Source organism: Candidatus Nitrotoga sp. AM1P, from assembly GCF_013168275.1.
In the GTDB taxonomy this organism is placed as follows: domain Bacteria; phylum Pseudomonadota; class Gammaproteobacteria; order Burkholderiales; family Gallionellaceae; genus Nitrotoga.
This window is the reverse complement of sequence record NZ_AP019547.1, coordinates 2,592,536-2,612,998: the sequence shown is the minus strand read 5'-3', so window position 1 is coordinate 2,612,998 and position 20,463 is coordinate 2,592,536. Positions and strand designations below refer to the sequence as shown.

General features: G+C 49.6%; 16 protein-coding genes and 1 tRNA gene. 7 read left to right on the top strand and 10 right to left on the bottom strand.

What is annotated here, in order from left to right:
- Window positions 1–103 precede the first annotated feature (103 nt).
- Entirely contained in the window at window positions 104–1,276 is a 1,173-nt protein-coding gene (locus tag W01_RS11870; protein ID WP_173054975.1) for a MalY/PatB family protein, read from the bottom strand.
- Window positions 1,277–1,524: 248 nt separating this feature from the next.
- Here W01_RS11870 and W01_RS11865 point away from each other — a divergent pair, with 248 nt between their 5' ends.
- The 4 genes from W01_RS11865 to W01_RS11850 all read left to right on the top strand — a co-directional run bounded on the left by W01_RS11865 (window position 1,525) and on the right by W01_RS11850 (window position 5,378).
- On the top strand, window positions 1,525–3,009 hold the full coding sequence (locus W01_RS11865; protein ID WP_173054973.1) for a hypothetical protein: 1,485 nt from the start codon (window positions 1,525–1,527) through the stop codon (window positions 3,007–3,009).
- Between the two features lie 158 nt (window positions 3,010–3,167).
- Window positions 3,168–3,692 (top strand): peptide-methionine (R)-S-oxide reductase MsrB, encoded by a 525-nt coding sequence (gene msrB, locus W01_RS11860; RefSeq protein ID WP_173054971.1) that lies wholly within the window; start codon window positions 3,168–3,170, stop codon window positions 3,690–3,692.
- A 2-nt stretch (window positions 3,693–3,694) separates the two neighbouring features.
- Window positions 3,695–4,366, top strand: a complete 672-nt coding sequence (gene msrA, locus W01_RS11855) for a peptide-methionine (S)-S-oxide reductase MsrA (protein ID WP_173054969.1) — start codon at window positions 3,695–3,697, stop codon at window positions 4,364–4,366.
- Between the two features lie 172 nt (window positions 4,367–4,538).
- Entirely contained in the window at window positions 4,539–5,378 is an 840-nt protein-coding gene (locus tag W01_RS11850) for a chlorite dismutase family protein (RefSeq protein ID WP_173054967.1), read from the top strand.
- A 513-nt stretch (window positions 5,379–5,891) separates the two neighbouring features.
- Here the strand turns inward: W01_RS11850 and W01_RS11845 are convergent.
- Complete coding sequence (locus W01_RS11845; RefSeq protein ID WP_173054965.1) at window positions 5,892–8,366, bottom strand: DUF1036 domain-containing protein; 2,475 nt, start codon at window positions 8,364–8,366, stop codon at window positions 5,892–5,894.
- Window positions 8,367–8,646: 280 nt separating this feature from the next.
- On the opposite strand from W01_RS11845, the gene W01_RS11840 reads away from it, so the two are divergent.
- From W01_RS11840 to W01_RS11830, 3 genes are all read left to right on the top strand, one after another.
- Window positions 8,647–9,651: an AraC-like ligand-binding domain-containing protein gene (locus W01_RS11840; RefSeq protein ID WP_173054963.1), complete on the top strand. Its 1,005-nt coding sequence runs from the start codon at window positions 8,647–8,649 to the stop codon at window positions 9,649–9,651.
- A gap of 382 nt (window positions 9,652–10,033) precedes the next feature.
- Window positions 10,034–11,545 (top strand): NAD(P)H-dependent oxidoreductase, encoded by a 1,512-nt coding sequence (locus tag W01_RS11835; protein ID WP_173054961.1) that lies wholly within the window; start codon window positions 10,034–10,036, stop codon window positions 11,543–11,545.
- A gap of 179 nt (window positions 11,546–11,724) precedes the next feature.
- The gene (locus W01_RS11830; protein WP_173054959.1) at window positions 11,725–13,473 is read left to right on the top strand and encodes a hypothetical protein; all 1,749 of its coding nucleotides are present in this window, start codon (window positions 11,725–11,727) and stop codon (window positions 13,471–13,473) included.
- A 178-nt stretch (window positions 13,474–13,651) separates the two neighbouring features.
- Here the strand turns inward: W01_RS11830 and ychF are convergent, their stop codons facing one another.
- From ychF to W01_RS11790, 8 genes are all read right to left on the bottom strand, one after another.
- On the bottom strand, window positions 13,652–14,743 hold the full coding sequence (ychF, locus tag W01_RS11825) for a redox-regulated ATPase YchF (protein WP_173054957.1): 1,092 nt from the start codon (window positions 14,741–14,743) through the stop codon (window positions 13,652–13,654).
- A gap of 15 nt (window positions 14,744–14,758) precedes the next feature.
- The gene (pth, locus tag W01_RS11820) at window positions 14,759–15,334 is read right to left on the bottom strand and encodes an aminoacyl-tRNA hydrolase (protein WP_173054955.1); all 576 of its coding nucleotides are present in this window, start codon (window positions 15,332–15,334) and stop codon (window positions 14,759–14,761) included.
- Between the two features lie 96 nt (window positions 15,335–15,430).
- Window positions 15,431–16,084: a 50S ribosomal protein L25/general stress protein Ctc gene (locus W01_RS11815; RefSeq protein ID WP_173054953.1), complete on the bottom strand. Its 654-nt coding sequence runs from the start codon at window positions 16,082–16,084 to the stop codon at window positions 15,431–15,433.
- 84 nt (window positions 16,085–16,168) lie between these two features.
- Window positions 16,169–17,122 carry a ribose-phosphate pyrophosphokinase gene (locus W01_RS11810; protein ID WP_173054951.1) on the bottom strand — a complete coding sequence of 318 codons (954 nt, stop codon included), beginning with the start codon at window positions 17,120–17,122 and terminating at the stop codon, window positions 16,169–16,171.
- A 56-nt stretch (window positions 17,123–17,178) separates the two neighbouring features.
- A tRNA-Gln gene (locus tag W01_RS11805) sits at window positions 17,179–17,253 on the bottom strand.
- Between the two features lie 13 nt (window positions 17,254–17,266).
- Entirely contained in the window at window positions 17,267–18,133 is an 867-nt protein-coding gene (gene ispE / locus W01_RS11800; protein ID WP_173054949.1) for a 4-(cytidine 5'-diphospho)-2-C-methyl-D-erythritol kinase, read from the bottom strand.
- Window positions 18,121–18,630 carry a lipoprotein insertase outer membrane protein LolB gene (gene lolB / locus W01_RS11795; RefSeq protein WP_242006954.1) on the bottom strand — a complete coding sequence of 170 codons (510 nt, stop codon included), beginning with the start codon at window positions 18,628–18,630 and terminating at the stop codon, window positions 18,121–18,123. Before lolB ends, ispE begins: the two co-directional genes overlap by 13 nt.
- A 50-nt stretch (window positions 18,631–18,680) precedes the next feature.
- Window positions 18,681–20,390 (bottom strand): tetratricopeptide repeat protein, encoded by a 1,710-nt coding sequence (locus tag W01_RS11790; protein ID WP_173054936.1) that lies wholly within the window; start codon window positions 20,388–20,390, stop codon window positions 18,681–18,683.
- Window positions 20,391–20,463 lie beyond the last annotated feature (73 nt).

The window sequence follows — 20,463 nt, the reverse complement described above, 5'->3', positions numbered from 1 at the left end:
CGAGTAAAGGGAAACATGAAGCAACGAAAAGCTACACTGCGAGACAAAACTTCACAAACACGAAAGATAAAACTGAAATAATTTTGCATGGGTTTCAATGTATTCATCGCTCGGCTTCACGTTCCGCTTTCCTGATATTTTCAAGGGCAGCCACGATGACATGGCGAGGTGCGCCGATATTCATGCGCATGAATCCGCTACCGCCCTCGCCAAACAGAACACCGGGACTCATGCCCACACCCGCTGCATACACAAAGAAATGCTTGAGTTGCGCATCGTTCATACCTAGTGCACGGCAATCAAGCCATAACAGGTAGGTACCCTCTGGTTTGATAAGCCGAATTTTCGGAAGATGGGCGGCCAGATAATTCTCGACGTAATCTCGCGTATCCCGCAGATAGGCCAGTAACTCATCAAGCCATGCCTCGCCTTCCCGGTAGGCTGCTTCGAAAGCGACGATACTAAAGGGATTGGATGCACTGATGTGCATTCTGTCAAATATTTGGGTGATAGCCGCACGATACTTAGGATCCGGCACCATGAGTGCGGAAAGATTCAGCCCTGGGACATTGAATGTTTTGCTGGGTGCGACGGCAGTGAGGATGTGGGCTGGGTTCTCTGCCAGCATCGCAAGCGTGGTGTGTTTATTTTCGGGGTAGATCAAATCAGCGTGAATTTCGTCTGAAAATATGAGCAGATCGTATTTTTTTGCGATTTGCAGGAGGCGCTTCAATTCGGGCTTGCGCCATACCCTGCCAACCGGGTTGTGCGGTGAACATAGCAACAGCAAACGCGCCTGTGCTGCACACTGTTCCAGGTGGTCGAAATCGATGGCATAGTGGTCGTTCTCCAGGTGCAACGGATTTTGTAGCAGCTTTCTACCGGTATTTGTGACCGCCGAAAAAAATGGAAAATACACGGGCGGCTGTACGATTACCGATTCACCTGGCTCAGCAAAAGCCATGATAGCGGCGTGCAGCGAAGGCACTACGCCGGGACACATCATGATCCACTCGCGCTGTACCTCCCAACCGTGGCGGCGCCTAAGCCAATCGATCAGCGATTCGTACAAGCTGTCCGGATACTGGGTGTATCCATACACGGGATGGGCGGCGCGCTCAGCGAGGGCACGGGTCACGGCGGGCGGGGCGGCAAAATCCATATCAGCAATCCACAACGGGATGACTTCGCTTGTGCCAAACATGTTTTTCCGCCCGTCATATTTGACACTGGCGGTATCGGAACGATTGATGTCGCGGTCAAAACTGCTGCTCAAGTAATTTCTCCCAGGCCGTTGCTTCTGACAGCGTATGAAAGTGAATTCTACTGTAGGGCATCTCTAAAAATTAAGAGTTCTAAACAAGACTAGGCGCGAATAAAAAATGTTGACGCAGCATATAATTGATATGTAAGGAAACATTTTTTTGTGAGCAACAACGTATTGTAACGAAATCTGAATTTTTAGAAGTGCCCTGTATCGAACGGTACAATATTCCACACTGCTTATTCTATGGAAAGGAAGCCATGGATAACACTAACGATACACGCCGCTTCGTGCTGACCATAGCAGCATTGATCCTGCTGTTTGTCACGTTTTTCCTTACGGGCTGCGCCACGGTGGAAACCCGTCCGGCGGCACCTAAAGACGATGTTTTGACTGCCTGCCGGACGCTGTACCAAGAAGTTGATGCAGCCATCGATCGTGCGGGGGTACGCGACTACGGTTCATCGCCAGTTCGAGATTTTCCTTACTTACGTACAACTCGCCTGCTCGCTTCGTTCCGCGGCGAATTGGCCACACAGACACACTGGGCAGCATGGACTACGCACATGGCAGATTTGGATGCTGAGTCGCGAGCGCTGGAATTACGTAATCTGCCCACGTCCTTGGAAAATCGTCATAACGGCAGCTTAGGTGAAGAACTCAACCGCTGTCGTGAACGCTTGCTTGCCGCCGATCTCACCCAACCAGAGCGCCGCACTATGCTGCGCGATGCCGCACGCGTTCCCGATGATTATGTCACTTGGTGGCAGGTGCTCGGCCTCTACCCACTCACTGCACCGTTCGTTTCCACCAGAATATCGGCTTGGCATACCGAGACCCACGACAGCTTCGCCACACCGTTGGCAATACTGCCAGTTGCGGGTGAACTGGTACGCTGGGCATCATCACCCGGTGCGCTGCTCACTACTCCACAGGTGGGCGAAATTCTGCATCGCTCACTAGACCCGCTCGGTATCCCCATGCCGACAGGCACCGACCTCGATCGACTCTTCGATACCTTTGCCCCGGTCTGGGAGGTGGATGTAATAGATAACAATGATCGTATCGGAATGGCACGCTGGGATAACGGGCCGGTGGTAGACGTGACGCGCCCGACGTTGTATCGCAAGGTCTCGCACACGCGTTTCGGCAATCAAGTGCTGTTGCAACTCAATTATGTAGTCTGGTTTCCAGCGCGCCCCGGCAACGACATTTATGCCGGACAGCTAGACGGTCTTAACTGGCGAGTAACTTTAGGCCCGGACGGCGAGCCGTGGCTGTATGACGTAATGCATAACTGCGGTTGCTACCACGAATTCTTCCCGAGCCATCACTTACGCCTGCGCAACGACCTTCCCACTTTCTATTTTGAACCCCCACTGCTGCCACAACTTGCACCTGAACAACAACCGCTGGTGCTGCGCATTGCTCCCCGCACTCATTATATTCAGCGAATCTACCACGACAAATCACCACCCGAACTACTGCCAACGGCACAACAGTTGGCCTGGGAGGACTACGATGTATTACGTTCCCTGCCCACTGCTGACGGCTACCACAGCATGTTCGGCAGACATGGTTTAATCGTCGGTACGAAGCGCCCTGAGCGTTTTCTTTTGTGGCCAATGGGCATTCGCTCGCCGGGTGCGATGCGCCAGTGGGGGCGCCACGCTACCGCTTTTGTCGGTCGCCGCCACTTTGACGACGCTTTTCTCATCGAATCATTATTTACTAGGGTGCCATGAAAAATTACTATGCTGGATGGTAGTTTGTTTGCCACTACCATAACCCGACATGGGTACCACGGCCACAACTTGGTACGGCGATATCTAATTTAGTGCAAAATAACGACGTAATTTTTAAGTACACAGTCAAATCTTCCAAATTTCCATAAGGAATTTTTATGAAGCGACGTACCGTACTACAAAGTCTTGCCCTGCTGACCGCACTCCCTTTAATTTCGGCTTGTTCGCGCGACAGGGCAGCTGCAAATACTACCAATGTCATTACAGTTACGCCTCTGAATAAACCACATGAGGCGTGGCGACCATTGGTTTCCGCTGATGCTTACCAGGTGCTGTTTGAAGAAGATACCGAGCGGCAAAATAGTAGCGAGCTTAATCTTGAGCATCGTGATGGCACCTATATTTGTGCGGCTTGTTACTTGCCTTTGTTCGAAAGTGCGCACAAATTTGAAAGCGGCACGGGCTGGCCCAGCTTTACCCAGCCTATTGCGGGCCAAGTGGGAACAAAACGCGATTTCAAAATGATTCTACCCCGCACTGAATACCACTGTGCGCGCTGCGGCGGCCACCAAGGCCATTTGTTTAACGATGGCCCACCGCCACGTAATGAGCGCTGGTGCAATAACGGGGTAGCGTTGCGATTTGTCCCGAAGGTCGAATCATTACCAGCACTCAGGAGCTAATTATGACCCTATTGAATCTATCCATTTTTGATAAAAAAACCCGCAGTGCACTTAGTATTACTTTGCTGATATTTGCCGTACTGGCTGCCTGTGGACAATCGCGGGCACAAAATACGTCCGTAGTATCCAACGAGCGGACTGAACCCGTGATAAGCGTTGCTACTTTTGCTGGTGGCTGCTTCTGGTGCACCGAAGCAGATTTCGACAAAATACCGGGCGTGATATCCACTACATCGGGTTATATCGGCGGCACAATGGTCAATCCGACATACGAACAAGTATCTGCCGGTAAAACGGGGCATGTTGAAGCGGTGCAAGTGCGTTTTGATCCTGCCAAGACCAATTTCGCTAAACTACTTGCCGCATACTGGCCAACGATAGACCCGCTAACCCCTAATCGCCAATTTTGCGATAGTGGTACGCAGTACCGTAGCGTCATTTTTTATCACAATGCAGATCAACGACAGCAAGCTGAAACATCCAGGGCCGCGCTAGTATCTTCTGGACGTTTTACCCAACCCATTTTGACCGAGTTGTTGCCCGCTACAGTATTCTATCCAGCGGAGGAGTATCACCAAGATTTTCACACCAAGAACCCTATTCGTTACAAATACTATCGTTACACATGTGGTCGCGATGCTCGCCTGAAGCAGATATGGGGCAGCAAGAACTGATGATTTTTCACTGCATTCGAGCGGGAATATGTTACGATGTAAAGATTCGCCCAAGCGTCATCAATATAGCTGAACGTAAATTGATATAACCCCGTTTCGTCTCCATAAATAACCCCGAGCCCAAGCAACAATGCTTGTTTGAATTTTTAACCATTTCATAAGGAAAAATATCATGAAACGTTTGTCAATTCACAACCTCCATGTAAACCTTGTTGCTGGAATCATCGCAGCCATGACGATGCAAACGGCATCTGTTGCCGCGTCGCAGCCAGCAGCGGACACAATGCAGATAGAAGGATCCAAGATTCTTACCCAGCCGGGTGTTTTTGGCGTATTTACGATGTTCAAACTGCGGCCAGAATGGAACAAGGTGCCTGCAACTGAACGAATGGATAGCGCTGCTGAAGTAGCAAAATTGATCGAAAAACATAAAGACAATGTGCTGGTAGATCTTTATCTGACCCGCGGCCTGGAAACCAACTCCGATTTTTTCTTCCGTATAAATGCTTATGACCTCGCTAAGGCGCAGACATTCATGCGTGAGTTCCGATCGACAACCATCGGTAAAAACGCTGATATTTTCGATACCCTGGTAGGCGTGACGAAGCCCCTGAACTACATCACAAAAGCCAAGTCACCCGAACTTAATGCCGGCCTCAGTTCAGCAACCTATACCGGCGACGCGCCTCGCTACGTAATCGTTATCCCCGTGAAGAAAAGCGCAGAGTGGTGGAATTTATCATCTGAGCAACGACTAAAGGAAATGGAGAGCCATACCGTGCCAACACTTCCCTATCTGGTCAATGTCAAACGCAAGCTCTATCACTCTACAGGGCTGGACGATATCGATTTCATAACCTACTTTGAGACCAACGATTTGATTGCCTTCAACAACTTATTAATCTCTCTCGCTTCAGTACCGGAGAACAAATATCACGTACGCTGGGGCAATCCAACCACGCTCGGCACTATTCTCAGCCCCGAAAATGTTATCAGGGCTCTTGCGGAATAGTTTTCTCAATATTTAGGCAGATTCAAGAGCCAATTACGCTACACCACAAGGTGTTTACAGCAGGGGCGTTCTGGGATTCAAATGCTGAGAAAAATTTATTACGATTAGTCGGCGACGCACCGCCGACGGCAATAGTTTGAAGGGTTTTGGGCTCAAGCTGTAATCGATTCGGGACTACATCGGTTCGGGCATGAATGAAGGCTGATTATTTCTAATGAATTATCTGGTAAAAACTCCGTAAATTAAAACAATACGAAAAGAAACCTGTGGGTTAGCTGACTCGCTGCGTCGAGTCGCGCGCTGTCAGAAATTACAGCGGTCTAGCCCCGGTGAGTTAAATTTTAAATAAACAATATCAATACGCTAGTTTCATAGCTACCAAGCGAACAGCATCTGGGATGGTTATGGAAATTTTCTGACATAGATACTATCCTTCCAAATATGTAGCTGATTGGCGTTGCCCCATTCACGCGGCAAACAAGGGGCATGATGTCATGCCTCCATTTCGCGTTCTTATTTAGCAAGATCATAATAAGTCCAGCACTTTGTTTGTTTGCCTGAAGCGAAATTGCCATCTATCAAGCAAAAGCATGCAGACATATTTTTAATTTTTGTTATTGGGACTGGCCTACCAGTCAATTCATCTGTGGGTGTAGTCGCCCGATCACAAATTTCTTGGGTGCTTAACCCCGCCTCTGGAGGAGCAGAAACCCAGTTGTCTATTCGATTCTCTCTACAAACAAGTGGAATATTGACCATATTCGGGCCACTTTGCCTGATTTCGATGATTTGGCCAAGTACGCCACACTCTGACGTGACCGCACCGCCGCCTGCCTTGCTTCCTGTAAATGTTCCGCTAAATCCCCCTTCTGATACTGAGTTACCTAAATACCCTCCAGAAACATCACCATTTTTATTAATGGTTCCACTAAAACTAGCAGTAGTGTCAATCGGATTTAACCCATCGTTTCCAATAATCTGGAAATTGGCTTCTCCAGTACTTAAGCTCAGAGTGAGCTTACCGGAGCAAACTACCACAGAATCTACCTTGCAGGATGACACGTTGCCATTTGAGTCAACCGTAAAGGTTGCAACTGTGCCGTCGCTAGTTTTGATATTGTAAGTCCCAGAAAAAGCGGCTATGCCGTTTACAGTCGGCGCAGGAGTTGCGTCGGGAGGATACACTCCTGTTCCATTCAACTGGACTGCCTGCTTGGGAACAACTACTTGGGGGTTAGTTACTGAATCACCGTAGACTTCAAAAATACCAGAATAATTCTCTGATGTGGGTAGGGAAGGGTTTTCACCCAACGATTTTCTTAACAAGTACACGTTTCTTATATTATCGTCACCCCTAGGAGTGAAAGAGATGCTGACTGTACAGCTTGCCCCTGCCATAAAAATTGAAGGCGCATAAATACAGGTGTCGTTAACTATATTCCACCGTGCAAACAAAGGGAGCGTGATATTACTGTGAAGAAGAATCCCTGTATTACCTACATTGCTCAGTATCACAGTCTGAATTGCACTGGTTGTAAAGTTCTCTTGTGGGGAAAATGTGAGTGATGTTAAGTTGAACGCTAACCTTGGTGTTGGTGTTGGGCCTGCATTCGGCACATATGGTGTACCAGTGGCAGTAATTGCCCCGCCCATGCCGATATTTCCAACGTTACTACCCGCAGCGACCGCACCAGCTTGATTGGCAACTAGGGGGGTGCTACCCGCAACAATTGCATTAGCATAGGCTGCACAATAATTACTGGTATACAGCAGAGGTGTTCCTATGTAACAAGCATCATAGGCAGACTGGTAAGTTGCAGCTACTGCCTCCCCGAACAGTTGCCTTGAAATAGCCTTGGATCCACTCACCCCATTGATAACATAAGACATGACGCCAGTGCTGCTGTCGTTAAAAACGAAACTGACAGTGCCGACCTTAGCCACCACCTTATTGGCGCCGTTCCATGTCACGTTTGGCTCAGATCCTCCGGTGACCTTATATAAATCGCCTGTGCAGTTATCACCTGACAAGGGACAACCGGAGGCGACGTACCAAACTGGATTCCCACTGGTATCGTACGTGTACATGACCGCAAAAATCATGCCATATTGCTGCGTAATGGCAACCCCCCAGCCGGACTCATTCTCATTCCACCAGAGTGCTGAATAATCGATGGCAGGTTGAGATGAGCCTGATTCAAATATCTGCCGGGTAATTTGCTTGGTTCCACTCACGCCATCCACCGAATAGTTGAGTGTCCCGGTGTTATTGTCAGCAAATATGAGGGTTCCCACTCCTACCTTGGTGACCACTTTACCTGCTCCATTCCAAGGCACGCCAAGCTTGGTGCCGCCCACCACTTTATAGATGTCTCCCATACAAGCATTCTCAACCACCGGGCATGACGACATGACCAACCACTCTGGTTGACCGGTTGAGCCGTAGGTAAACCATGCCGCGAAAACCATCGATCCCTGCTGCGTGAGACTAATCCCCCATCCGGATTCGTTCTGGTTCCACCACAAACCGGTCAAGGACAAGGCCGGAGATACAGCCGGCGTTGCCGTGATGTTGTAGGTAAATGTGGCACTATTTCCTGTATCAACGGAAATAAAACCTTTCTGCTGGTAGCTACGCGTTGCGCAGTTTGCACCTGCATTTATAATATGAAACGAATTGATTGGATCTACACACGCTGGATTAGACATGCTACTGTCGTTCCAAATTTTCCCTCCATCCCCCTCAGCATATACATAAAAAAATCTATAATTCGTTGATGTGCTTGAAACTAACGAGCAAGCACCCGCACTGATGTTGTACCACCCGTACGACGAGAAAGTTGATGTTGATGCGTCACTGTCAAAGCGCGCAAGGGCGGCAGAAATCGGGACGGCTGACTGATTACAAATTGTAAATGCATTCGCTGAAGCGAGCGCCGGGAGAAACAAACCCAACAATATGAATATACGAATGAATAGTGGACGCATTACGTTTCCTTAATGTTTTTTAGTTCGCTATTGAATGGGTTGGATTCAACTTTCAAGCGCAACTTTTTGCAGTGAATTTAATAACAACCCATGTTTGTGGTGACTGCTCGAATAGATTAGCAAACTGGGGGCTGTCGCTGCCTGACACTTCAGTGTTACCGTGCGCCAATAGTTAGACGGCCGTACGAGCCCACTTCGTTATTAATGTAACTTCATGAATAAAAAATGCTTTATCATAAGTATCGCTATACTTTACTGATCGTCTCATGATAAGAAAAGAATGGACATAAATAACCGCCAACAAGCAGTTGCAGACATTAAGAGTTTGTCAACTGATACGGTGTGTAAAACAGAGAAAATCGCGTTCTGGACTGACATGGTCTGTCAGCATTTGATTCAGGTTGATTGCAGTTTGATTGCGCCCCAAGTGCAGTTTCATGGGACTATTCATTTGCGCAAAATCGCGCATGTGGACATCTCACAAGTGGCGGCGAGCGCCCAGCAAGTGACGCGTACTAAGCGGCTCATCAAAGAAACCGACGACGAATATTTTTTACTAAACATTCAGCGCCAAGGCAGCAGTTTAGTGCGGCAGGATGGTCGCGAGGCCAGCCTCGTCTCAGGAGATATGGCCCTGTATTCAAGCGCTCGGTGCTATGAACTGGCATTTGACTCTGCGTTTTCACAGACCGTGTTGGTGTTTCCTGCGGATATGATGCGAACAATGATTCCAACAATTGATACACTGACGGCCACTACTCTAAGCAGTCAAAACCCGACAACAAAATTGCTGACCTTGATGGCCGACTATTGCTTCCAGACCTCGTTCGAAACTATATCCATGCATACCATGGCCCACGCCGCGAATGCGTTGACCGAAATTTTCGCTACTAACATAGCCGAGTTTTCCGCCGGAATCGACGCGGTGAAATCGAACCTGACACTATTCCACATGGCTCGGATCAAGCAGTATGTCTTCGATAACCTGAATGATCCGGAATTGTCAGTCCAGAAAGTGTCCCAATCCCTGCGGATTTCACCGGCTCACATCCATCGCTTGTTCAAAATGGAGGAGCAAACGTTGAGCGCATGGATCTGGACGCGCCGTCTTCTCGCATGCAAACTAGCGCTACAAAATCCAGCCAAATCGCATCTAACAATAAGCCAGATTGCGTATAGCTGCGGATTCAACAGCTCATCCCATTTTTCGCGCGTATTCCGCACGAAATTTGGCATAACGGCGAGCGAATGGAGAGAAAATAAATTGCGAGCACTGAATCCTTGAAGTCTTTGAAGGATAGCTATTTAAACCGCATATCCGAAGCATCCTTAAGCTGAGCGTCGTTAAACACAAGCTCTATCAATCTACAGGGCTGGACGATATCAATTTTACAACCTACTTTAAGACCAACGATTTAATTGACTTCAACAACTAAGTAATCTCTCTCGCCTCACTACCAGAGAACAAATACCCCTTGTCCTGGGGCAACCCAACCATACTTAGAACCATTCCTCAGCCCGGAAGATATTATCAAGACTCTTTCTGAATAGTTTCCTCAAATGCTTATACAACAAGCAGCCGTGCATACACTGTTATAGCGAAACCATATAACATGTGACGAACAGCATAATCACTGGATAAAATTTATGAATCAAGCAATGATGCCATGAAGATACTTGTGATCTTGGGACATCCACGTAGCCCCAGCCTATGTTCCGCCCTTGCAAACGCCTATGAAAATGGCGTGCTAGCGGCTGGTATGGAAATTGAGAAGATAGATTTGGGGGCGATAGACTTCGACCTTGACGTACATCCGGTTTCGCCGCGGGATCAGCCACTGGAACCTGATCTGGAACGCGCCTTGCAGCTCATCACGTGGGCAGATCATATAACTTTTATCTATCCTGCCTGGTGGGGAGTAGGGCCGGCTCGTCTTAAAGGATTTCTCGACCGAATACTGTTACCGGGATTTGCTTTCAGAGAACGTGATGACGGCCACTTCGAGGGGCTGCTGACCGGCAAGACAGCCCATCTCATCACCACGTTAGATATGCCGTCTTGGGTTTACCGATTCATCTATCGCGCCCCCGGTCATAATGCCATGAAGCGATCCGCGTTGGGCTTCTGTGGGATCACTACTACCCGCATTCTTGCGCTGGGTCCAGTAAAGGACTCCGAGCCGGTTCAACGGGCCCAGTGGTTGGAACAAGCTCGAGGACTCGGTTTTTCCTTAAGAAATGGTGCCTCAAGCTATGTCGACCGTGTTACCACTAAGCTAAAAGCATGGCTCAAGGCGTTACGGCTCCAATTTTATCCGATGACCTGGATGGCCTATACGGTAGGCGCATTGGGCGCGGCCGCGGCTACTGGAGACTGGAATCCATCGGTCTACTGGCTGGGTTATGCCTGTCTGTTCTTTCTGGAGGCAGCCACGGTATTTACCAATGATTGGTTCGACTATGAAAGCGACCGGTGCAACCGTCATTTCGGCCCCTTTACTGGTGGCTCTCGGGTACTTGTGGATAAAAATCTAAGTTTCGGTGAACTACGTGTAGGCATCGTAATATCATTGATGGCCGCCGCGGCCTGTACCGGCTTGCTCATGGATTATCTTGCAGGCAACAGTGCTGTACCTATCGTTATACTCATAATGACAGTGTTAGGACTGGGTTATACCGCGCCTCCCCTGAAGCTCGCCTGGCGTGGTTTGGGGGAACTCAATGTGGCTGTCACCCACAGCTTTGGTGTAATACTGTGCGGCTATATATTTCAAGGTGGGGAATGGAACAGCCCCTTTCCTTGGCTCATTAGCCTGCCGCTGCTTCTGGCGGTAATGCCGGCCATCATCCTCTCAGGTATCCCGGACTTCGAGGCAGATAAACAAGCTGGCAAGCGCACCTTGGTAGTACGCCTGGGATTAGGCTGGACAGCGCTGCTAGCTCTGGTACTGGCCGCCGCGGCACCATTGGTCGTGGTACTCATCAAAGATCAGCCGGCTTTGCGCGGGAGCTTTGAAGGATTGCTACCGTGGGTGCTGCCCCATATTTGTCTGCTCGGATTTCTGATTTACCGTGCCTGGAGACAAGAACAGCTATGCGGCCGCATTGATGGACTGATGGTGGCATCGCTGACCTATATCATTTGGTTTGGGTTAATTCCCTTGTTGCATTTGAAATGAGCTAGAAGTACCATCAAAAATGCATTAATTGCGCAGCACTATAAAATAATAAAGCTCAGCACTGCGTCGAACGCCATAAAAAATTAAGCGTTCACAACCTATCCGCCATTTATTCCTTTCTAAAACACCCTCATGAAGGACGTTTCTGGTTTCGATTGTGTGCATATTGATAAAGGAAAATGATGTCAAGCTTACTGAAGGTATCAGGGACGGTGGCAACTAAAAAAATATTCGTGATACTTTTTGTGCTCTTCGCGTTGCATGCCACGATGTTTGAAGCGCACGCAGCGTCGGCACTCGACAGTTCGTTTGGAAGCAGCGGTATCGTGCGCATCGGAGTGCCCTCCAGCTACTACAAGGTTGATACGATACTGGTTGAAACTTCGGACAAAGTTCTGTTTGCAGGTGGTTCAGTTACTGACGCGATCCCTGATTATTTGCTTGAACGTCTGACGGCAAATGGCTCCCCCGACGTCTCATTCGGGACGAACGGCCGCGTGGCACCAAGGAAAAACACGCGCTTCATGGGCAAGGTACGTGTAGCTAAACAAGGAAGCGGCGCGATAACGGTCGTGGCTGGAACCGGGAGCGGGTCTATTCTCCCATTCGGCACCATTACAGCGTTTCAACTTGACGCAGCCGGAATGCTCAACGCCGGATTCGCCCCCAGTCTTGCAGCACCATCGTGGTCAAATACGGATATTGCGTTGGGCATTCGTCCAGATGGGCGCTTGCTTTACGGAACGACAACGGGTGGAAGTGCTATTTTGCAGCAGACAATGTCGGATGGCACGCCTGACCTGAGTTTCGGCACAGACGGTAAAACCGAATTCCCGTTGCCTGCCGGAGAAAATTCATTCTATGCGGACATGGTTTTACTTGGCGACGGTTCTGTAGTCTTTGCTGTGCAAACGGAATATAACCTACATCTCTATAAGGTTGATTCGCATGGGTTGCCGGTAGCTTCGTTTGGTACGGTCGGTCAGTTTGCCTATGCTTCTACCGATCCATTTTCCTTTGGTGGAGCACCATTCTCCTTGCTCTCACTGAGCGATGGCTCCCTGCTGGCTGGCATTCGCAACGTACCATCCGGTTCGCCAAGCGGATCGCTGCTCGTGATTCGGATTTCCAGTAATGGCACACTGATCGGAGCGAGCAATTTGTTGGCGGGTCAGGGTGAATTCAATTGGAGTGTTGCAGCATTGCCCGACGCCAGTGTGGTAATAGCGGGCAACCGTTATGTTGGCACAACGAAATCGGCAGCGCTATATCGCCTGCTTCCGAATAACAGTTTTGATACAAATTTTGGCGTCGGTGGAGCGTATCCGCTACCCGGCATGTTGAGCGTCGATGCGCTGGCGCTCGATACCCATTCCCGTTTGCTCGTTGCGGGACAGGATGCGACAAGTACCGTTCTGGCTCGCTATGAGCTAAGCGGAACAATCACCAGTACACCTATCGTTGAGTTCTATAACACCCATCTGGATCATTATTTCATCACCGCCGACGCCAATGAAGCTGCGGCCATCGATGGAGGGAGCGCGGGGCCCGACTGGATTCGCACCGGCAATAGTTTCAAATCAGGCGGCAGCACGCCCGTTTGTCGATTCTACGGCAGCCAGGTCCCCGGCCCCAATTCGCATTTCTATACATCAGCGGGCCTTGAATGTGATGGCCTTAAGCAGCTTCAAGCCATCACGCCAGCCACGCAAAAGCGCTGGAATTTTGAAAGTCTGGATTTTATCTCGACTCCACCGACCAATGGTACCTGTCCGACCGGAACAGTGCCGGTCTATCGGGCCTATAACAATGGGTTTGCCCGCGGTGTCGACAGCAACCACCGTCTTTCCAGTAGTGCTGCAGCCATCCAGGAAGTCGTCATGCGCGACTGGATCAATGAAGGTGTGGTCATGTGTGCTCCAATTTGACTTGCCCTAAAATTTTTTCCTAATCTCTCAAGGTCGGCCATTCAGGCGCCACGGCATCAAGAGTGGTTTTTGAGGTGCCAAGAAGCGAAGAGAAACGACAAGAATAACAAACCCCGCATTACCGGGGTTTGTTAATTGTTTTGTTGCCTCATGCCATATCATGAACTTCAAAAATGGTTTAGACATTGAAGCGGAAGTGCATAACATCGCCATCCTGTACCAAATAATCCTTGCCTTCCAACCGCATTTTTCCCTTTTCTTTTGCGCCCGCCTCACCCTTGCAAGCAACAAAATCTTCATAACTGATCACTTCGGCGCGAATAAAGCCATGCTCGAAATCATTATGAATGACGCCCGCAGCCTGAGGTGCAGTATCGCCTATGTGAATCGTCCAGGCGCGCACTTCTTTTACTCCGGCGGTAAAGTAGGTTTGCAACCCTAACAGCTTATACGCCACGCGAATCAGTCGATTCAGACCGGGCTCTGCCAAACCGATGTCGGCCAAAAATTCTTTTTTATCTTCATCTGAAAGCTCTGAAATTTCTGACTCCAGCGCTGCGCAAATCGCCACTACGGGAGCACCTTCACGCGCGGCGAATTCTTCCAGCCGCGTCAATAATGGATTATTTTTGAAACCATCTTCAGCCACGTTGGCCACGTACATGGCGGGCTTAATCGTGAGCAGGCACAACGGCTTAAGCAAGGCGAGCTGCACCGCATCCAGCTTCATCATGCGCGCAGGTTTGCCTTGGTTTAAATGCGCAGCAACCTGATCCAGCAGTTCACCAAATTTAGCAGCTTCTTTATCGCCAGAGCGAGCAGCCTTGGAGTTACGCAACTGGGCTTTTTCCACCGTTGTCATATCCGCCAGCGCCAGTTCAGTTACGATCGTTTCAACATCTGAAATCGGGTCGACCTTACCCGCCACGTGAATGACGTTGTCGTCTTCGAAACAGCGCACCACGTTCAAAATACCATCGGTCTCACGAATGTTGGCGAGAAACTGGTTACCCAAGCCTTCGCCCTTAGATGCCCCAGCCACCAACCCGGCGATGTCCACAAACTCGGTGATGGCATATTGCATTTTTTGCGGCTTGACAATATCGGCCAACGCTTGCATCCGCGCATCCGGAACTTCCACAATGCCGACGTTAGGCTCAATAGTACAGAATGGATAGTTCTCCGCCGCTATACCCGCCTTGGTAAGGGCATTGAACAGGGTGGACTTGCCCACATTAGGCAGACCGACGATTCCGCATTTCAGACTCATGAATATTCCTTAATATTAACTACTGTGCAACTTCAACATTGCCGCTTCCAGCTTGCCCTCAACTATCATGGGAACCACATCCAGTGCACGCTGCATGGCGTGTTCGATTAACTCCACTTCTTCACGGTGCGGAGCATTCAGCACATAATCAACAACGTCCGCGCGTTCACCAGGATGGCCAATGCCAATGCGCAGCCGCCAAAAATCGCGCGTGCCAAGATGCGCAAAGATATCCTTCAATCCGTTGTGTCCGCCATGACCGCCGCCCAGCTTAAGCTTGGCGCTGCCCGGCGGCAAATCGAGTTCATCATGCACCACCAAAATGTGTCGAGGTTCGATTTTGTAGAACTGTATCAGCGCCCCTACTGCACGGCCACTGATATTCATAAAGGTTTGCGGCTTGAGCAAAAACAATTCACGACCATGCAGCTGACCGCGCGCGACCAAGCCGTGGAATTTGCTTTCAGGTTTGAAAGTGAAGGGGTGCATGCGCGCAAACGTGTCTACCCACCAGAATCCAGCGTTATGCCGGGTGAAATCATATTCACGACCGGGATTACCCAACCCGACAATTAACTTGATTTCACTCATTTTTAGTTTACACCATGTGAAAAATTGTTCACGACATGTTAAAAACCCGCCACACACTTAAGAGTGCATGGCGGGTTTTTAATTGTAATACTTATGCTATTTAGATTTCGCCGCAGGTTTTGCCGCAGCTTTCGCATCCCCAGCAGCAGCGGCTTCAGCCGCGGCCAGCGCTTCCGCTTCAATCGCGCCACGCGGTACCTGAACGGTGGCCACTACAGCATCTCCAATATGGACACCTGCCGCTTCTACGCCTTTAGGTAAATTAAGGTCGGAAACATGAACGGAATGATTTAGCGCCAACGTGGATAGATCGACCTCGATAAATTCGGGCAAGTCAGCCGCCAGGCAAGCAATATTCAGATCATTCATCACGTGGGAAATGATACCTCCGCTCAGCTTCACCCCAGGGGCGATATCGGCATTTATGAAGTGTAATGGCACTTTCATATGGATCTTCTTATTTGCTTCCACACGCTGAAAATCGATATGTTGCACTTGCTGACGAAATGGATGCATCTGAAAATCGCGCAACAGTACTTGTTCTTTTTTGCCATCCAAATCAAGTGTCAGGATGGAAGCATGAAACGCTTCCTTGCGCAGGCTGTGATACAGATTGTTGTGATCAAGGTCAATCAACGTAGGCTCAACGCCACCATACACGATGCCAGGCACGCGGCCAGACTTGCGCAGACGGCGGCTCGCACCCGTTCCTTGCGCCTTGCGGAATATTGCGCTTAGTTCGATTTTCATTTTATTTCTCCACTTCAAAATTCGGAATCACCCGCGACCAGGCAATCCCAGGTTACGCGGCAGTCAAAATGACAACCACAAAAACTATTCCATAAATAATGAGCTGACGGATTCTTCCGCATGAATGCGTCGAATTGTTTCGGCCAACAGTTCAGCCACACTCAACTGGCGAATACGCTTGCAAGCTATCGCCTCATTGCTCAGCGGGATAGTGTCGGTCACAACCAGTTCATCTATTGCGGAATTCTCTATACGCTCAATCGCCGAGCCAGACAGCACCGGGTGTGTGCAATACGCCACCACCTTCTCCGCACCCTTGGCTTTCAGTGCCTCAGCAGCCTCGCATAAGGTATTTCCGGTATCGACCAGGTCATCCATGATTAAACAGGTTCGGTCTACCACTTCACCAATGATGTTCATCACCTTGGCCACGTTGGGCTTGGGACGACGCTTGTCGATAATGGTGAGATCAGCTTCCAAACGCTTGGCTAATGCCCGCGCGCGTACTACGCCGCCCACGTCCGGCGAGACCACCACCAGATTTTTATAATCATGCTTCCACACATCTGCCAACAAAATCGGGCTAGCATAAATGTTGTCTACAGGAATATCGAAAAAACCCTGGATCTGATCTGAATGCAAATCCATGGTTAGAACGCGATCCACGCCAACACCAGTAAGCATATTCGCCACCACCTTGGCCGTAATCGCCACGCGCGCGGAACGCGGACGTCGATCCTGCCGGGCATAGCCAAAATAGGGGAGCGCAGCAATAATACGTCCAGCGGAAGCGCGTTTAAGCGCATCCACCATGACCAGCACTTCCATTAGACTATCGTTGGTTGGGGCGCATGTTGATTGCAGAACGAACACGTCTTTGCCGCGCACGTTGTCGAGAATTTCTATCATCACCTCGCCGTCTGAAAAACGGCCAACGGTGGCTCGCCCAAGTTGAATATTAAGGTGCTGTGCTACATATTGCGCAAGCTTAGGATTGGCATTGCCGGTGAACACCATCAAGCTGTCGTTGGACACCATGCTCCCCTTAAATAAAAACGGGCGCAAGCGCCCCAAACAAGCAACATCCTTCAAACTGGCTGGGGAGGTAGGGATCGAACCTACGAATGCCGGAATCAAAATCCGGTGCCTTACCACTTGGCGACTCCCCAATAATCTTGCATTTCACATTACGGTAAAGTTCCGTAGTGGATGCTGCGGCAAACCGCGCGCTACAATACCGTGCATATCTGACGGCAAATGTTCTATCACTGCTTGCGCCTGTGCCTCGGTAACAAACTCAGCAAACACGCAAGCACCAGAACCACTCATCCGAGCTTGCACAAATTGCTCAAGCCAAACAATATGCCGCGCTACTTCCGGGTATAAGCTACATACCACCGACTGTAGATCGTTGTGTGGTAGCCGTAGCGGAAGGCCGCGAATTCTGAGGGAAATCGCATCCCGTGTCAATTCCAAGTTCGCAAAATCCAGGTGTGCAAATACCTTTGCCGTAGTGACATGCACTGGCGGGAACAACACCACATACCAAGCATCCGGTACATCGTAGGCCTGTAACTGCTCGCCTATGCCTTCTGCATAGGCATTTTCACCAAACACAAATACCGGTACGTCCGCACCCAGAGACAGGCCTATCTCCATCAACCGCTCGCGCGACAACTCCAAGTTCCATAGACTATTCAGCGCAAGGAGTGTCGTGGCTGCATCCGAACTTCCGCCACCCAAACCTCCGCCCATAGGAATACGTTTCTCCAGCGTTATATCCACTCCCAACCTGCAACCGCATTCCTTTTGTAGCAGACGTGCAGCGCGTACGCACAAGTCCTGCTCCTGTGATACACCATCAAGCGCACTAATACGGCGCACTACACCATTCTTGCGTAGTGAGAAATGCAGCATGTCACTAAAATCAATAAAACGAAACAGAGTTTGCAACAGATGATAGCCATCCATCCTGCGCCCTACCACATGCAAAAAAAGGTTAAGCTTGGCGGGTGCCGGAAGAGTTAAAGTTTTTGTTATATTTCCCATTCATCGATCAGCAATTGAATTTCCAGCCCATCGCGTTGCAAAGCAATACGTAACGGTAAACTGTCCGATGTTTGCGCTGCATAGCGCGTATAGCGTATCAGCCAGCCATCCTGATTTAGCAGTATCACCTGTCCGTTAGCATCATGCTCAATATCAAATACACTCTTCGGCGCTGGCAACGCCAACACCCAATAACGCAAGCCAGACAGCGGCAAACGCCAGCCCAGCACTTGCTGAGTTAATTCATCAGCGTCTTGTGCCACGTAATGCTTAAACGGCATATCCAGCACTGCACCCTTCATATCGCTACGAACGCGAGCCACAGTCTGTCCCAATGGGGCAAGTAGCAGGATTTCATCTGTCTCGGCATGATGCACCCAGCGCACTCCGGATGAAGATCGATCTCCGTCATGCTTTACGGCGACCCGCCCAGACAGTACAAAAGGCACATTTTCCGACTGTATGGGTCGCGTAACGGGCTGAGATACGGGTGGCACACTTGCGCATCCCCCCAGTAATAGGAGACACAGTAGAAATAGTCGATGTATCAAGGCATAAATTTCTTGATGATCACCTGCAACACGGTACTATCAGGATGAGCCTTTAGTGCATCGCTCCACATTTTTTTTGCTTGCTCCTTTTCACCCTGAACCCACAGCACTTCGCCGAGATGCGCAGCAATTTCCGGATCTGGATTGGCAGCATAGGCACGGCGCAGAAACTCCAAACTCTTGGGCAAATCACCCAAGCGGTAATACCCAAAACCCATGCTGTCAATGATGCCGATGTCATCCGGGGCAAGCTGGTATGCCTTCTCTACCAGTTTCATCGCCTCGGGTATGCGCTCGTTGCGCTCCAGCAAACCATAGCCCAGCGCGTTATAAGCTTGTGCGTAACCCGGCTCAACTTCAATTAATTTTCGCATCATCTGCTCAAATGCATCATGTTTTCCAGCCTTTTCCGCTAGTATCGCCGCCTCATACATCAGGTCGGGTTGGTTAGGTAATTTTTCCAACCCTAACATTAGTACCTGATAGGCCGCTTCAAATTGCTGCGCATCGCGTAGAATCTGTACCTCAACCATAACCAGTTGTATCCGCTGCTGATTGTTCTTCGCAACGGTCTTGTGCAAGAGCTTTCGCGCCTCATCCAGTTTGCCCAATTTATTGGTCAAAAACGCCATGCGTAAACGCGAGGAGAAGTTATATTCTCCCTCTTTTACTTTACTGTAGTTCTGCATGGCCTCTTCATCATGCTTCTTCGCTTCACTCAACTGGCCAAGGTAGTAATACACTACGCTTTCATCTTTCTTTCGATTAGTCAGAGCCTGCTGCAACTCTTTCTCACCACGATCCAGCTCACCTATGTCTAGCGACAATAATCCCACAGCGAACGCCAGATCGGCGTTGTCTGGATACGCATTAAGCAACCGCTGAAATTCTGCACGCGCCTCTCGATTCTGTTTTTGTTCCATGAGCACGCGTGCATAAAACAGGCGCACTTCCTTGGTGTCAGGATAAGACTCAAGATATTTTTTCAGTAAAGTCAATGCCTGCTGTGGCGCCGCACCCTGCAGCAATTGGGCGTTGAGTAGCACGGCACTATCCCATTCCGGGCGCAAGGCATATGCCTGTTGGGCTTCTTCCAAGGCTAACTCGTGTTTACCTGCGGCTTCTGCTACTTGTGCCAACGCCCAACGCGCCTCCGCCACGCGCGGATAAGGTAGCGTCAGTTCACGAAGTAGATCAAATGCGGCATTTTTATCGGGATAACTTGCAATCATTGGGGAAATCCGCATAAAAATACTTCCAACATTTTCCGTCGCTGCCGCTAAAAGACTCACGAGATGCGGGCGTGCCTCATCCAGCTTACCGCCACTGATCAGCAGGGTGACCAAAGCCTGTTTTGCCAACGGTGAATCTGGTTCTATTTCCAGCCACAGATTGAAGGCTGCCATCGCTTTATCCATTTGGCGCGTCTCAAAAGCCAAATGTGCCGCATAGCGCGCCAGGCGTGGATCACGCGTGGCATTGGCCAGATTTAGATAAAGCTGCGCAGCCAACTCAGGCTGGCCGCGCTGTAAGGCCATTTCACCCAGCAGATACTCATAGAGTACCTGTTCAGTCAATTCCTGCTTGGGCAATTCCGCTTGCTTTTCAACTTCAAATCCAGGCTTCTCCGTGTCCTGCTGCGACGCGTGCGCACAAGAAACCAGCAACAATGCAAAAATAATTGTGCAACGTTTTAAATTCATCATATTTAATATGTAGGTATTTTAAAAAATAAAAAATCCATGGGGTCGTAATATGTTCTCTGATTGAGCCTTCGTC

Coding starts and splice junctions, on each gene's coding strand:
- W01_RS11865 (WP_173054973.1), top strand. CDS start 1,525: ATGGATAACACTAACGATACACGCCGCTTCGTGCTGACCATAGCAGCA.
- msrB (WP_173054971.1), top strand. CDS start 3,168: ATGAAGCGACGTACCGTACTACAAAGTCTTGCCCTGCTGACCGCACTC.
- msrA (WP_173054969.1), top strand. CDS start 3,695: ATGACCCTATTGAATCTATCCATTTTTGATAAAAAAACCCGCAGTGCA.
- W01_RS11850 (WP_173054967.1), top strand. CDS start 4,539: ATGAAACGTTTGTCAATTCACAACCTCCATGTAAACCTTGTTGCTGGA.
- W01_RS11845 (WP_173054965.1), bottom strand. CDS start 8,366: ATGCGTCCACTATTCATTCGTATATTCATATTGTTGGGTTTGTTTCTC.
- W01_RS11840 (WP_173054963.1), top strand. CDS start 8,647: ATGGACATAAATAACCGCCAACAAGCAGTTGCAGACATTAAGAGTTTG.
- W01_RS11835 (WP_173054961.1), top strand. CDS start 10,034: ATGAAGATACTTGTGATCTTGGGACATCCACGTAGCCCCAGCCTATGT.
- W01_RS11830 (WP_173054959.1), top strand. CDS start 11,725: ATGATGTCAAGCTTACTGAAGGTATCAGGGACGGTGGCAACTAAAAAA.
- ychF (WP_173054957.1), bottom strand. CDS start 14,743: ATGAGTCTGAAATGCGGAATCGTCGGTCTGCCTAATGTGGGCAAGTCC.
- pth (WP_173054955.1), bottom strand. CDS start 15,334: ATGAGTGAAATCAAGTTAATTGTCGGGTTGGGTAATCCCGGTCGTGAA.
- W01_RS11815 (WP_173054953.1), bottom strand. CDS start 16,084: ATGAAAATCGAACTAAGCGCAATATTCCGCAAGGCGCAAGGAACGGGT.
- W01_RS11810 (WP_173054951.1), bottom strand. CDS start 17,122: ATGGTGTCCAACGACAGCTTGATGGTGTTCACCGGCAATGCCAATCCT.
- ispE (WP_173054949.1), bottom strand. CDS start 18,133: ATGGGAAATATAACAAAAACTTTAACTCTTCCGGCACCCGCCAAGCTT.
- W01_RS11790 (WP_173054936.1), bottom strand. CDS start 20,390: ATGATGAATTTAAAACGTTGCACAATTATTTTTGCATTGTTGCTGGTT.